Raw genomic sequence first — 12,830 nt, forward strand, 5'->3', positions numbered from 1 at the left:
TATAAGTGCGGGTTTAGTAAGGTGGTTGTTTTATGCTTAAAAGGTATTAAATTTAAAACACGATACTTATACACGAACATAAATTTGCAGGGAGGAAAGATAAGCCGATGATTATCAAGCTTTTGTCCAAGATTGTTGGGACAAAAAACGAAAGAGAGTTAAAGAAGATAAGGCCTATCGTTGAAAAGATAAACAGCTTAGAACCTGAAATCAGAAAACTTTCTGACGAGGCACTTTCTCAAAAAACCATAGAGTTTAAACAGAGATTAGAAAACGGGGCAAGTTTAGACGACCTTTTGCCTGAGGCCTTTGCGGTGGTGAGAGAGGCTGCAAGAAGGGTTTTAGGGATGAGACACTTTGATGTGCAGCTTATCGGAGGTGTGGTTTTACATCAGGGTAAAATTGCTGAGATGAAAACAGGAGAAGGAAAAACCCTGGTTGCCACCCTTCCTGCATATCTTAATGCCTTAACAGGAAAAGGCGTTCACATCGTTACTGTAAACGACTATCTTGCTAAAAGAGACGCTGAGTGGATGGGTCCGGTTTATAGATTTTTAGGTTTAACTGTAGGATATTTACAGAACCAGATGGATGATGAAGAACGGAAAAAAGCCTATCAGTGCGACATTACCTATGGAACTAACAGCGAGTTTGGTTTTGACTACCTGAGAGACAACATGAAGTATTCTTTAGACGATATGGTGCAAAGAGGTCATCATTATGCCATCATAGACGAGGTAGACTCAATCCTTATAGACGAGGCAAGAACCCCTCTTATCATCTCAGGACCTTCTGAAGAATCTACCGATATCTATTATTTTGTAGACGAAATCGTAAGAAAGCTGAAAAAGGACATACATTTTACGGTAGATGAAAAGACCAAAAATGCTACCCTAACTGAAGAAGGGATTGCTGAATGTGAAAAACTTTTGGGTATAAAGAACCTTTACAACCCTCGTTATGTTAGGTTAGTCCATCATATCCATCAGGCCTTAAGGGCTCATCATCTGTTTAAAAGAGACGTAGACTATGTGGTGAAGGATGGAAAGATCATCATCGTGGATGAGTTTACAGGAAGGCTCATGCCAGGAAGAAGATGGAGTGATGGGCTTCATCAGGCTATAGAGGCAAAAGAGCGGGTAAGGATAGAGGCAGAAAACCAGACTTTGGCGATGATTACCATCCAAAACTATTTCAGGATGTATGAAAAACTTGCAGGAATGACCGGAACGGCTGAAACCGAAGCGGCAGAGTTTAAACAGATCTACAACCTTGACGTGGTGGTTATCCCTACCAACAAACCGATGATAAGGATTGACTATCCAGATGTGGTTTTCAGGACGCAGAAGGAAAAGTTTGAAAAGGTAGTAGAAGAGATAGAAAACGCCTACAAGCAAGGAAGACCGGTGCTTGTTGGTACTACCAGCATAGAGAAAAGCGAGCTTTTATCTAAGATGTTAAAGAAAAGGAAGATTCCTCATCAGGTGCTTAATGCCAAACATCATGAAAAAGAGGCAGCTATCATCGCTCAGGCAGGAAGATCCTATGCAGTTACCATCGCAACCAACATGGCTGGTAGAGGGGTAGACATCCTTTTAGGTGGTAATCCTGAAGGGCTTGCTAAGGCTCAGCTTGAGGCTGAAGGCTATGACCTTTCTGAGATAGACGAAAGGGCCTGGAACGAAGTTCTGGCCATGGCAAAACAGGGCTTAGATCCAACAGAAAAGTATAAGGATTACTGGGCTAAGGTGCTTTATGAAAAATATCTTGAGTGCCAGAGAGACGCAGAAAAGGTAAGAGCACTTGGTGGACTTTATATTATAGGTACAGAAAGGCATGAATCAAGAAGGGTTGACAACCAGTTAAGAGGTAGGGCAGGAAGACAGGGTGACCCAGGGGCATCCAGATTTTTCTTATCGCTTGAAGATGACCTTTTAAGGCTTTTTGGGTCAGATAAACTAAAAGGCCTTATGGAAAAAATAGGCCTTCCTGAGGGTGAGGCTTTAGAGCATCCCTGGTTGTCAAGGGCTATAGAACAAGCTCAGAAAAAGGTAGAAGCCTATCACTTTGAGATAAGAAAGCATCTCCTTGAGTATGATGACGTGATGAACCAGCAAAGAGAGACCATCTATGCTCAGAGAAAAGAGGTTTTGAAAAGTGATTCGGTAAAAGGCTGGATAGTATCTATGATAGAAGAAACTTTGCAGGAGCTTGTAGAAGACACATTTTTAGAAAGGAAGGAACTTACCCAGGAAGATTTGCAAGGTCTGGTAGAAAGAATAAAAGAGATTTTTGCCTTTAACGTAGCCTTTGCTGAAGGTAAACACTCAAAGGACAAAGTTTTAGAGTTTTTAAAGAACACCCTGTTAGAGGTTTACGAAAATAAAGAAAAGGTCATAGGTCCTGATAACATGCGGGCTATCGAGAAGTATTTCTTACTAAACACCATCGATACCCTTTGGAGAGAACATTTACTCATGCTTGACCATCTCAGAGATAGCGTAGGCTTAAGAGGGTATGGGCAGAAAAACCCGCTTCAGGAATATAAAAAAGAGGCCTTTCATCTTTTTGTAGAACTTATGAGAAAGATAAGAGAAACCACCCTTTCCTATCTTTTCAGGGTGGAGATAAAAGAGGCAAAAGAGATAGAGGAGGTCCTTGAGTTAGAGGAAGAAGTAGATACTCAGAAGTTAGAATATAAAAGAGAAGACGTGTTTGAAGAAAAAGAGACCTCTGAAAAACCTCAGCCGGTTAAGGTGCACAAGGTCGGAAGAAATGATCCTTGCCCCTGCGGGAGTGGTAAGAAGTATAAAAAATGCTGTGGTAGAAACTTAGAAGAGGGGGTTAAAGATGAAATGTCCTAAGTGTGGTTATGTGTTTTCTGAGGAGTATACCCAGTGTTTACGATGCGGGAACAGTATGACCCTTATCCTTGAAGTTTTGGGCCACTTCCCTCGCCCTGCTAACGAGCCTTTCTTATCGATTGATGACTTTGAAGAAAAGCCCTCTATCCAGGAAGGAATTTCTATAGGAGAAGAACCTAACACAGAAGAAAAACCACCTAAAGAAATTGATTTTAAATTTCCCGAATAAACGAAATAGGATTTATTTTATTTAAAAAATCTTAAGGGAATCTATCCCCCCAGAAGTCTTTTTTAGTCCCTTCAGCAAGTTCTTTGGTTTCAAGCAGAGCCTTTTGATAATAAAGAGAAGCTACCTTTTGGGCTTGTTGATAGATGTTGGTCCCAGAAAAGTTGTTCAGGATATAAAGCACACGGTTGTAAGCTGCACGATAGTATCCTAATTTGTAGTAGAACTGCGCTACATAAAATTCATGGGTAGCTAACTGTTCTCGGAGTTCCTTAATCCTTTTAGCAGCCTCAGCCCTGTAAGGGCTCTTGGGATAGTTTTGCAGTAATCTTTCATAGGTCTCTATCGCCTTTTTGGCATAAGATTGATCGCGGTCATAACTTAGCTTAAGCTTATAGTAGCATGTTCCTATTTGGAAAATCACATAGGGAATGGCCTCGTTGTTAGGATAAAATTTTTCAAAAGATTCATAAAGAGAGAGAGCCTCTAAATATTCACCTGCCCAGAACTTGGAGTCAGCCATCCTGAGCTCAGCCAGGATGGCCTGAGGACTCCCAGGATACATATCGCTTATTTTTTTATAGTACTCATAGGCAAGATCATAACTTCCTCTGTTAAAAAACCTTTCAGCCTCTCTTAAAAGGGTAGCTAAGTCTTCTTCCTCTTCTTTATCTGCTTTCTTAGAAACTTCTTTTTCTAACCTTGAGGTAAGCTGTGAGCCAATCTTAGAGATAGTTCCACAACCATAAAGACCAAAAAGCAGTCCAAAAACTAAAAACCAGCAAAGGATAATGGTTAGATTGTTTTTTTTATCCATATCATTTAAGCTAACGCCTTGTTTAAGGCGTTTACTATGGTGTTTTTAGAAACCGCACCTACGATTACCTCTACAGGCTCCCCATTTTTAAAGATGATAAGGGTAGGGATGGCTCTTATACCATATTTTCCTGGAGTAACTGGGTTTTCGTCCACGTTTAATTTCATTACCTTAACTTTACCTTCGAACTCTTCGGCCAACTCGTCTATGATGGGTGCAATAACCCTGCAAGGACCACACCAGGCAGCCCAAAAATCTACCAGCACAGGAATAGGAGATTTAAGAACCTCGGTTTCAAAAGTCTCATCAGTTACCTTTGGTGCCCCCATGTTACCCTCCTTTTAGTATTTTAGTAAATAAATACACTACCTCAAAAACCTAAAACTGCAAGAACCCTCAACTCAAAAATCCTCTTTTTAATCCCAAGAAAAACTTTTTTAGTACAACCTCCAGTTCCTTGTTGACCCTTTCGTTTTTTAACAAAAAGTAGTTATAAGCCATCACAGCCGGGATAGCACAGAAAAGTCCCATGGCGGTGTTGATAAGAGCCTCTGCAATGCCAGGAGCAACGGTAGCTAAGCTTGCACTTCCTTTTAATCCGATGTCATGAAAAGCCTTCATGATGCCCCATACTGTCCCAAAAAGTCCTATAAAGGGAGCCACATTGCCAGTAGTTGCAAGAAAACCTAAACCATACCTTAGGTTTAAAAGCATCCGTTCCTTTTCTAATAAAATTAAATCTTCAAGCTCTTTTTCAGCAAAGGTGATTTTTAACTTCTCATCAGAGATTTTAGGTTGATTGTTGCGAAAATAATAATCATAGATTTCTCCAAAGCTTGCTACCAACCTTTTTATACTCTTTGAAATCAGGCTCTGGTCTAAGGATTTGACCATTTTGATCAAGCTAACAAAGTCTCTGGTGTTTTCGAGGTTTCTGTTAAAGTCTGAAAGTTCGTTGATAAAAGCTCTATACCTGAAGTAGTTGGCAAGGATATAATACCAGCTCTGGACGCTAAAAAAGACCAGTACCAAAAGTACAGCCTTACCAACGTATCCTGTTTGCCAAAAAAGCTTCCAGAATTCCATTTAACCTCTCCAGATTAATTTGTTGATGTCTTTTTCTATTTTTAAGAAGTTTTTTAAATACGTCAACCCTTTTAAAGAGTTTTCTTTGAAATCAAAGCTGTGTTCAGTTACATAGGTTTCTACATGAAGTTTTATGACCTTTTCGTCAAGTTCCTGGGCGTAAAACTTTAATAAGGGTAAAACTTCTTCCCAGTTTTTTTGAGCCCAAAGAAGGCTTTCTCTAAAGGCATTGACAAGTGTTTGTTTTACCTCAAAAGGAAGGTCTTTTTTGATAAAAAAACCTCCCAAAGGCACCGGAGCTTCAGTTTGTTTTTCCCAGTAATCTCCAAGGTCGCATATCTTGTAAAGACCGTATCTTTGATAAACAAACCTGCCTTCGTGTATCAAAACCCCAAGCTCGGTTTTGTTTTCTAACAGATAAGGGATAACCTGGTCATACCGAATAAACTCTTTTTTTATTTCTCCCTGATAAAAAAAACGAAAAAGCAGATGAGCGGTGGTATGCTCCCCTGGTATAGCCACAGTAAGCTCAGGGAAATCTTCCAAATCATAAGGTTTTAACCCCACAACCAAAGGCCCAACCCCAAAACCCAAGGCTGCCCCTACAGGCATAAGGTCATACCTTTGATAGAGTTTATCCCAGATGGCAAAAGAGGTCTTGATAACAGAGATTTCTCCAGCTAACCCTAACTGATTAAGGGTTTCTATGTCTTCAAACCGGAAAGCTAAGTTTATACCAGGGTCTACCTTTTTTAAGATAAGCCCAGACAAGATAAAAACATCGTTTGGGCAGGGAGAAAGGGCTATCTCTAAAGCTTTTTCAGGCATAAAACCACCTCTCTTAAAACTTTAGAAGCAAACTGAAAATCCCAGGGTTTCTCAGGACTTTCTAAGAGATTGCTTATCACCCTAATCTCTAAGAGGTCAACCTTAAATGTTTCTGCAGCCTTAGCTACCCCAAAGCCTTCCATGTTTTCAGCAACCACGTTAAACTCTTTTCTAAAAAAAAGGCTTCTTTCAGGGTCATAAGAGGTAGCACAAACCGTAGCCATAGGACCAACCACAGGCCTAAATCCTTTAGCTTTAAGCAAGTTTTCTGCCCTTTCGGTCAAAACCGGGTTAAACTCTATCTCTCTTTTTACTTTTAGTTTATCTGGTAGGCCTTCATAACGGTCTTTATAGCACCTTCCAAAGTCAACCCACACCTCTTTTGAGGCAATGACTATGTCTCCTTCCTTTAATCCGGTATCAGGATAACCTCCTGCCCATCCGATAAGCACAAACCTCTGGTTGGGTTGTTTTTGAAAAAGAAGTATAGAGGTAAGAGAAGCTTCAACCAACCCTATACCTGTTAAGCCATATTTTACGTCTAAACCCGAAAGGGCTGAAGCTTCAAACTCTGAAGGTACAAGAAAAAAGGGTTCTTTCATCACAGCCCCTTTAACTCAAGTCCTTCTAACTCAAGGCTGTCGTCAAGATAAACCACCTCAGCCTTTATCCCTAAGTCCATCAGCTCCTCCACAAAAAAATCCACTTCATTGCATCTGATAAGATTCCCCTCAGAATAAAAGGGAAGAAAAATCCTCACCTGAGGCGGGTTTATTTCTAAAGCCTCTACCTCTATTTTAACCCCTTCAGGCAATCCTTTAAACCGTTCTTTGAATAGTTTTTTGGTAAAAAGCTTTAAATCTTTAAGACTTTTAAAACTTTTTTTCATCCTGCGATGTCTGTTGCTGGTTGATTGTAAAATTCAAAAAACATTTTACCTTTAAAAACAAAAACTATCAATCAAAGAGGCAATATAAAATTAAGACCTATAGAATGAAATGCTACGTAGGGACTTCAGGTTGGAGCTATTATTCTTTCAAAGGAATTTTATATCCTTTAGAATCAAAACCTAAGGATTGGCTTTCTGTCTATGCTAATCATTTTAACACCGTAGAGATTAACGCAACGTTTTACAGGCTTCCTTCTGTTAAAACCTTAGAAAAATGGTATCAAGAAACCCCTGCTGATTTTGTCTTTTCAGTGAAAGCTCCCAAGGTTATTACCCATGTAAAACGGTTAAAAGACATCTCCGAAGACCTAACAGAGTTTTTGAAAAGGGTAAGTGCCTTAAAGGAAAAGGCTAAAGTTCTTTTGTTTCAGCTTCCTCCTTCTTTAAGGTTTGATAAGGATTTGATAGAAAGTTTTTTAGAGGTGCTACCTTTAGATTATCAGATAGTTATCGAAATAAGAAACCAGTCCTTTCATAACGAAGTATTTATAGAGTTACTTAAGACAAAAGGGGTGTGCCTTTGTTTTTCTGACTGTGGGGATAGGTATCCTTCGTGGTATGAGGTGCAAACCGCTGATTTTTTGTATCTGAGGCTACATGGAAGAAAGCAGCTTTATGTTTCTAAGTATGAAGAGGAGGAGTTCCAGGGTTTGGCTGAAAATTTAAAGAAGTTTGAAGTAAAAGAGATTTGGGCTTACTTTGACAACACAGCTTTAGGACATGCGGTTTCAGACGCTTTAACCTTCAAAAGGTTTTTGTCATCGATTTAAGATTCTTCCTCTTCTTCAAGTTTTTTGTAAAGTTTAAAAAGATGAGGTATTTCTTCATCTTGAAACAGGACTTTGATTTCTACAAGTTCTGGCTTGATTTTAAGGAAGATATCTACCAGTTCTGGATCAAATCGTGTTCCCTTTTCGTTTTTGATCACCTGAAAGGCTACATCATAAGGTAAAGCTTTTCGGTAAGGTCTTTTGGAGGTAAGGGCATCAAATACATCCGCGATGGCAACGATCCTTGCAAAAAGGGGAATTTTTTTACCTTTTAAACCAAAGGGATACCCTCTGCCGTCCCATCTTTCGTGATGGTAAAGGGCAATTTTCTGTGCAGCCTTCAGGTATTTTAAGTTAGAACCTTCTAAGATCTGGGCTCCAATTACCGTATGGAGTTTCATTATCTCCCATTCTTTTTGAGTAAGAGGTCCAGGTTTGAGTAAGATTTTATCTGGGATACCTAATTTCCCTATATCATGGAGGGGAGAGGCATACTGAAGGATTTCTATCTGGTCCTTAGAAAGGTTTAAGGCCTCTGCGATTTTTGTACAGTAAAAGCTTATCCGGTGGATATGAGCCCCGGTATGTTCGTCTCTGTATTCAGCTGCCCTGGCAAGTCTTTGGATGAGTTCTAACGAAAGCCTTCTTATCTCTTCATGGGCTTCGCTTAGGCCTAAATAGATTTTTTGTAGTTCTCTAGTTTTTTGTATGACTTCCTTTTCGAGGTTGTGCTGGTAGTTTTTAAGAAATTCCCGGTATTTTTTGTTTTTGCTTAAGGTTTTAATCCTTACAAAAAGTTCTGGGATAAATACCGGTTTGGTTAAGAGGTCGTCTGCCCCTGCGGCAAGGCACCTCATCTTGGTCTCTAAGTCGTTTACTCCTGTGATGATGATTACCCCTATGTCAAAGGTTTTATAGTCGTTTTTGATGATTTTGCAAAGAGAAAGGCCATCTAACCCTCCTGGGAGCAGGTAATCTATAAGGGCAATGTCTGGGTCTACCTCTTCAAGTTTAGCCAAAAATTCCTGCCCAGTCTTAGCAGAAAAAACCTGAAATCCCTCTAAACTTAAAACCTCAGAAAGAGAAGCTCTTATCTGGTCGTCATCGTCTACCAGAAAAACTTTGGTGTTTTTGGGGTCCTCTATCTCAGGTAAAAACATTTCTCCGCTTCCTTAATATCTTCCAAAGTGTTCAGGTTTAAGAAGTTCCTGGGGTTTATATAAGAGTCCTCTAAGGTCAAAACCCTTCCTTTATCTATAAGATAATTGAAAAGCCTAAAAAGGCTATACTTGGGAGAAATTTTTATAAAAATTTCTATCTCTTCGTTTAGCCACCCAGGATAAATACCTGGGAAAGGTTTAATTTTTTCTTCTCCCTTAGAAAGGATGACAAAACCATGACAAAAAACCTCTGAGAGGGAGATTAACCAGTTAAGAAACTCAGGCTCTACCAGAGGTTGGTCTATCGCTAAGAAAAGGACAGCCTCATCTTTAAACTCCGAAACCCCAGACCATATCCCAGAAATAGGCCCTTCGAGCTCAGGATGTTTATCTAAGATAAAATCGATCGTTTGTAGAGGAACGTTTAGCCTTTGTAAAACCTCTGCTATTTTTTGGGCTTGGTCTGTGTTTTTTACTGAAAAATATACAGGCAGACTAATCTTTTTAGCGATGTTAAACACCCAGTAGGCTAAAGGTTTCCCTAAAAAGGTTTTTAGAGGTTTATCTCCTCCTATCCTTTCTCCTTTTCCTCCGGTTAATACAATTACTTTCATCAAGTTATTTCTTTATCAACCTGATTTTACTTCCAAGGCTACTGTCTTTTACCACCTCTAAGATCACGGGAAAAACCTCTTTCATGTATTCAAGATGGGAGATAACCCCGATAATCCTTCCACTTTTTTCAGACAGACCAAGCAGGATGGTTATCACTTTTTCTAAGGTTTTTTCATCCAAGCTACCAAACCCTTCGTCTATAAACAGAGACTCAAAAGGCTTGGTTTTAAAAAGATAGGTGATAACGTCTGAAGTTCCAAGGGCAAGGGCAAGGGTAGCTATAAAAGACTCACCTCCTGAAAGGGTCTTAACCTCCCTCTTGGTTCCTGTATAAACGTCAAACACCTCGATTGAGACGTTTTTTTGCAAAAACATGTCCTCTACAAAGGTATACCTTCCAAAGGAAAACTCCTTCAGATATTCGTTAGCCCTTTGAAAAATAGCCCTTGCAAACATAGAAACTACAAAGGAATGAAAAGAGATCCCTTTAGGGTTTTTCCCTGAAATGAGATCACAGAGTTTACTTAAAAAACCAAATCTTTTTTCTAATCTTTCTCTTTCTTTCCCTAACTCTTGGTATTCTTTGAGATAACCCTCAAGTTGCTCTAACTTTTGATAGGCTATCCCTATTTCCTGATTTAGGCGTTTAAAGGTAAGTTCTAACCTTTCTTTTTTTTGGGTCAATGCTTCTAAATTCTGACTGATTACCTCAAGTTGGGCTTCTATTTCCTCTAAGTTTTTTAGGCCTAAACTTTCAAGCTTTTGGGTTAATTTTTCCTTTTCTGCTGTAAGCCTTTCTTTTTTCTGATAAAAATCTTTTATTTCAGCTTCTAAGGTTTGGATTTTACCTATCTCAGGTTTTAGTTCCTCAAACTCGTCCCACCGGTTTATAATTTTTTGTCTTTTTAGGGGTAACAGTTTAAAAACCTTAGCTTTATAGTTTGTTAAAAGATGCTGCAAAAATTCTTTTTGGTTTTTTAAGTCCTGTTCTATCGCGGTTTTTTGGTTGGTAAGGCTGTTTATCTGTTTTTCTAAGTCGGTTTTTTGGGTTTCAAACTCAGTAATCTTTTTTTCTTCGGTAACGATTTTTCTTTTTAAAGCTTCTAAACTTATCTCTTCTGTAAGGAGAGCTTTTAAACTATTTGTTAATTCTTCCAGGCGTCCTTTTGATAGCAAAAGCTTCTTTCTTTGGTTTTCTAAGGCTAAAGAGAGGTCTTTTTCTTCTGTTTCTTTTTTAGAAAGGATATTTTTTTGTTCTTTGATTTTACCTTCAAGGATTTTAATGATCATAGGATTCTTTTGATACTGGGAAACAAGCTCTGGATAAGCACTTTTTTGTGCTTCTATTTGGGCTAATTTTTCTTTTAATTCTTCTTCCTGATAAGGGGAGAGCTCAGTTTGTAATGTGTCAATCCTTATCTCCAAGGTTTGAAACTGAGTTTTGTAGTGTTCAAAATCCCTTTTTTTCTCTGTTAAAATTTTTTCTAGATTGTTTAATTCTTCAGTAAAGTTTTTATCGGTGATGGGAGAGGGATGAGAGGTTGACCCACAGACAGGGCAAGGTTTTCCTTCTTCTAAAGCTTTAGCAACCGTTAAAGCAAGGTTTTTAACCTCAAACTCCTGTTTTTGCTTTTCTAACTTCTCTATTTCAGTAGAAAGATTAGCTACTTTGTTTTCTAATTCAGGTTTTTTACTTAAGAAATGGTTTAGTTTAGTAAACTTTTCTAAGAGCTGTCTAATTTGTTTTTCTTCGTTAAGCCAGCTTTGAATTTTTAATAAAAGGTTTAATTTTTCTGAGTTTTCCTCAAGGAGTTGTTTAAGTTTTTTAATTTCTTCCCGGATTGAAAAAATTTCTTCGTCTTTAGACTGAACCTCCTTAGAAAGTTGATCGACTGATATTTCTAACGCTGTTTTTTCTTTAAGCTTTTCTTCTAACTGTTTCAACTCCTTTACTTTTAACTTCAGGTCTTCTATTTCTGGAATTTGAGATAAAACTTGGGAGAGATTTTGGGAAAGGGTGTTTAAAACTGCAGATAGTTTTATTTTTTTGGCAGAAAGATCTTTGATTTTAAACCTTACTTTCCATATTTCCTGTTTAAATTTTTTAAAGTCTTCATAAAAAGGCAAATAATCTTTAACAGTGTTTAAAAGTTCTAACCTGTTTTCTTTTTGTTTTATCTCATTTTCTAAGGCAAAGAGATTCTCTAACCCTTGTAAAACCTCACGAAAGGTTTTTAGGTCAGACAAGAGGGTTTGTTTGGTTGATATTTCCTGACTTAGAGTTTCTCTTTCCTTAGTAAGGTTTTTAACCTCTGCCTCTAAGGTTGAAAGATTTTTTTTGGTTTCTTTTATTTGATCTTCCAGTTCTTTTAATTCGTTAATGTTAGCCAGTTTTTTGATCTGGTTTTCCCGGTCTAAGTTTGACTTGATCTGGTTTTGGAGTTCTTTTAGACTAAGTTTAAAAAACTCTTCTAACTCGGCAAACAAAAAGGTGTCAAAGATGATCTTAAAAAGCTCTTCTCTTTCCTTTTTTTCTGCAAGAAGTATTTTACGATACTCTCCTTGAGGAATAAGAAAGACCTTTTTAAACTGCTCGGCATTAAGCCCTATCAAAGACTGTATTTTACTGTTGACCTCTTTTTCTTTGTCAGAAAAAAATTTGCCTTCTATCCATAGACTTAATTTTTTACCTTTTTCTTTGAAAGGAAGCCTTCTTATGATTCTGTATTCTTTTCCGTCTAAGAAAAACTTAAACTCTATTTCTGGCAGGAGGTTAGCCTGGTGTTGGACAAGGTGAGAAACAAGGGCCTTTGGGTCTCGCTTTTCTATGGTAGTGGTTCCGTAAAGAGCATAAACGATGGCATCGAAAAGTGTGGTTTTCCCTGCACCTATCTCTCCTGAGATCAGAAACAACCTGCTGTCGTTTAACTTTTTAAAATCCTGTTCGCTGATTTTAACGTCTAAATAAGGACCAAACCCTTTGATAGAAAGAAATAAAGGACGCATTCTTTTATTTTATTTTATATTTTCTTGAAAGTTCTCGTTCAAGATCCCTTTTTTTGATGTCTTCTCTGCGGTCGTAGACTTTTTTCCCTTTAGCCAAGGCGAGTTCCACCTTAGCCAACCCTCTTTCGTTGAAATAGACTTTGGTAGGAATAAGGGTATAACCTCTTTCCTGTACCTTTCCTGCCAACCTTTTGATTTCGGATTTTTTAAGTAAAAGTTTTCTTGTGCGGGTAGGGTCAAGGTTTTGAGCTTCTCTGCTGTGAGGATAGGGGCTTATGTGCATGTTATAGAGGAAGACCTCTCCGTTGACAACCCTGGCAAAACTGTCGTTAAGGTTAGCCCTACCTAATCTTAATGATTTTACTTCACATCCATAAAGCTGGATCCCAGCTTCATAGGTTTCTTCAATGTTGTATAGATGATAGGCTTTTTTGTTGGTGCACACTACCTTCATATGTTTTACTAAATTAACACAAATAGTTTGCCTTGACAAGATAAATAATTTTGCT

Annotated in this window: 13 protein-coding genes; 3 read left to right on the forward strand and 10 right to left on the reverse strand. The window is 38.3% G+C overall.

Going from position 1 to position 12,830, the window contains the following annotated elements; all coding sequences use genetic code 11:
- The first annotated feature begins 107 nt into the window (after nucleotides 1–107).
- Together secA and PWP26_RS01480 are read left to right on the forward strand one after the other, a co-directional pair.
- A complete protein-coding gene (gene secA, locus PWP26_RS01475; RefSeq protein ID WP_301398839.1) occupies nucleotides 108–2,864 on the forward strand; it encodes a preprotein translocase subunit SecA in 2,757 nt (918 codons plus the stop codon).
- Nucleotides 2,851–3,093 carry a hypothetical protein gene (locus tag PWP26_RS01480; RefSeq protein WP_022855408.1) on the forward strand — a complete coding sequence of 81 codons (243 nt, stop codon included), beginning with the start codon at nucleotides 2,851–2,853 and terminating at the stop codon, nucleotides 3,091–3,093. The genes secA and PWP26_RS01480 overlap by 14 nt, the downstream gene beginning before the upstream one ends.
- 31 nt (nucleotides 3,094–3,124) lie before the next feature.
- Here PWP26_RS01480 and PWP26_RS01485 read toward each other — a convergent pair whose 3' ends face one another.
- From PWP26_RS01485 to PWP26_RS01510, 6 genes are all read right to left on the reverse strand, one after another.
- Nucleotides 3,125–3,907 (reverse strand): outer membrane protein assembly factor BamD, encoded by a 783-nt coding sequence (locus PWP26_RS01485; protein WP_273025847.1) that lies wholly within the window; start codon nucleotides 3,905–3,907, stop codon nucleotides 3,125–3,127.
- Between the two features lie 5 nt (nucleotides 3,908–3,912).
- On the reverse strand, nucleotides 3,913–4,236 hold the full coding sequence (gene trxA, locus PWP26_RS01490) for a thioredoxin (protein WP_273019028.1): 324 nt from the start codon (nucleotides 4,234–4,236) through the stop codon (nucleotides 3,913–3,915).
- 67 nt (nucleotides 4,237–4,303) lie between these two features.
- Nucleotides 4,304–4,993: a MotA/TolQ/ExbB proton channel family protein gene (locus tag PWP26_RS01495; RefSeq protein WP_301398840.1), complete on the reverse strand. Its 690-nt coding sequence runs from the start codon at nucleotides 4,991–4,993 to the stop codon at nucleotides 4,304–4,306.
- On the reverse strand, nucleotides 4,994–5,821 hold the full coding sequence (locus PWP26_RS01500; protein ID WP_301398841.1) for a 1,4-dihydroxy-6-naphthoate synthase: 828 nt from the start codon (nucleotides 5,819–5,821) through the stop codon (nucleotides 4,994–4,996).
- Nucleotides 5,803–6,423, reverse strand: coding sequence for a hypothetical protein (locus PWP26_RS01505; protein WP_287568137.1), 621 nt, complete (start codon nucleotides 6,421–6,423; stop codon nucleotides 5,803–5,805). The genes PWP26_RS01500 and PWP26_RS01505 overlap by 19 nt, the downstream gene beginning before the upstream one ends.
- A complete protein-coding gene (locus PWP26_RS01510) occupies nucleotides 6,423–6,710 on the reverse strand; it encodes a hypothetical protein (RefSeq protein WP_038060131.1) in 288 nt (95 codons plus the stop codon). The genes PWP26_RS01505 and PWP26_RS01510 overlap by 1 nt, the downstream gene beginning before the upstream one ends.
- Before the next feature lie 104 nt (nucleotides 6,711–6,814).
- Between PWP26_RS01510 and PWP26_RS01515 the strand changes: the two genes are divergently transcribed.
- Complete coding sequence (locus PWP26_RS01515; protein WP_287568135.1) at nucleotides 6,815–7,540, forward strand: DUF72 domain-containing protein; 726 nt, start codon at nucleotides 6,815–6,817, stop codon at nucleotides 7,538–7,540.
- On the opposite strand, the gene PWP26_RS01520 is transcribed toward PWP26_RS01515, so the two are convergent.
- Genes PWP26_RS01520 through smpB form a run of 4 tightly spaced genes read right to left on the reverse strand, consistent with a single transcriptional unit; the run spans nucleotide 7,537 to nucleotide 12,775 of the window.
- Nucleotides 7,537–8,700 (reverse strand): HD domain-containing phosphohydrolase, encoded by a 1,164-nt coding sequence (locus tag PWP26_RS01520; RefSeq protein ID WP_022855416.1) that lies wholly within the window; start codon nucleotides 8,698–8,700, stop codon nucleotides 7,537–7,539. The genes PWP26_RS01515 and PWP26_RS01520 overlap by 4 nt on opposite strands.
- Nucleotides 8,682–9,314, reverse strand: coding sequence for a molybdenum cofactor guanylyltransferase (locus PWP26_RS01525; protein WP_301398842.1), 633 nt, complete (start codon nucleotides 9,312–9,314; stop codon nucleotides 8,682–8,684). The genes PWP26_RS01520 and PWP26_RS01525 overlap by 19 nt, the downstream gene beginning before the upstream one ends.
- Nucleotides 9,315–9,318: 4 nt before the next feature.
- The gene (locus PWP26_RS01530) at nucleotides 9,319–12,321 is read right to left on the reverse strand and encodes an SMC family ATPase (protein ID WP_287568129.1); all 3,003 of its coding nucleotides are present in this window, start codon (nucleotides 12,319–12,321) and stop codon (nucleotides 9,319–9,321) included.
- Between the two features lie 4 nt (nucleotides 12,322–12,325).
- Entirely contained in the window at nucleotides 12,326–12,775 is a 450-nt protein-coding gene (smpB, locus tag PWP26_RS01535) for an SsrA-binding protein SmpB (protein WP_022855419.1), read from the reverse strand.
- Nucleotides 12,776–12,830 lie beyond the last annotated feature (55 nt).

The sequence above is a fragment of the Thermodesulfobacterium sp. genome (genome assembly GCF_030445475.1).
In the GTDB taxonomy this organism is placed as follows: Bacteria; Desulfobacterota; Thermodesulfobacteria; order Thermodesulfobacteriales; family Thermodesulfobacteriaceae; genus Thermodesulfobacterium; species Thermodesulfobacterium commune.

Bases quoted from the DNA above. Each gene is read 5' to 3' on its own strand.
- PWP26_RS01505 (WP_287568137.1), bottom strand. From the start codon at position 6,423: ATGAAAGAACCCTTTTTTCTTGTACCTTCAGAGTTTGAAGCTTCAGCC.
- PWP26_RS01510 (WP_038060131.1), bottom strand. From the start codon at position 6,710: ATGAAAAAAAGTTTTAAAAGTCTTAAAGATTTAAAGCTTTTTACCAAA.
- PWP26_RS01480 (WP_022855408.1), top strand. From the start codon at position 2,851: ATGAAATGTCCTAAGTGTGGTTATGTGTTTTCTGAGGAGTATACCCAG.
- secA (WP_301398839.1), top strand. From the start codon at position 108: ATGATTATCAAGCTTTTGTCCAAGATTGTTGGGACAAAAAACGAAAGA.
- PWP26_RS01485 (WP_273025847.1), bottom strand. From the start codon at position 3,907: ATGGATAAAAAAAACAATCTAACCATTATCCTTTGCTGGTTTTTAGTT.
- PWP26_RS01495 (WP_301398840.1), bottom strand. From the start codon at position 4,993: ATGGAATTCTGGAAGCTTTTTTGGCAAACAGGATACGTTGGTAAGGCT.
- PWP26_RS01515 (WP_287568135.1), top strand. From the start codon at position 6,815: ATGAAATGCTACGTAGGGACTTCAGGTTGGAGCTATTATTCTTTCAAA.
- trxA (WP_273019028.1), bottom strand. From the start codon at position 4,236: ATGGGGGCACCAAAGGTAACTGATGAGACTTTTGAAACCGAGGTTCTT.
- smpB (WP_022855419.1), bottom strand. From the start codon at position 12,775: ATGAAGGTAGTGTGCACCAACAAAAAAGCCTATCATCTATACAACATT.
- PWP26_RS01520 (WP_022855416.1), bottom strand. From the start codon at position 8,700: ATGTTTTTACCTGAGATAGAGGACCCCAAAAACACCAAAGTTTTTCTG.
- PWP26_RS01530 (WP_287568129.1), bottom strand. From the start codon at position 12,321: ATGCGTCCTTTATTTCTTTCTATCAAAGGGTTTGGTCCTTATTTAGAC.
- PWP26_RS01525 (WP_301398842.1), bottom strand. From the start codon at position 9,314: ATGAAAGTAATTGTATTAACCGGAGGAAAAGGAGAAAGGATAGGAGGA.
- PWP26_RS01500 (WP_301398841.1), bottom strand. From the start codon at position 5,821: ATGCCTGAAAAAGCTTTAGAGATAGCCCTTTCTCCCTGCCCAAACGAT.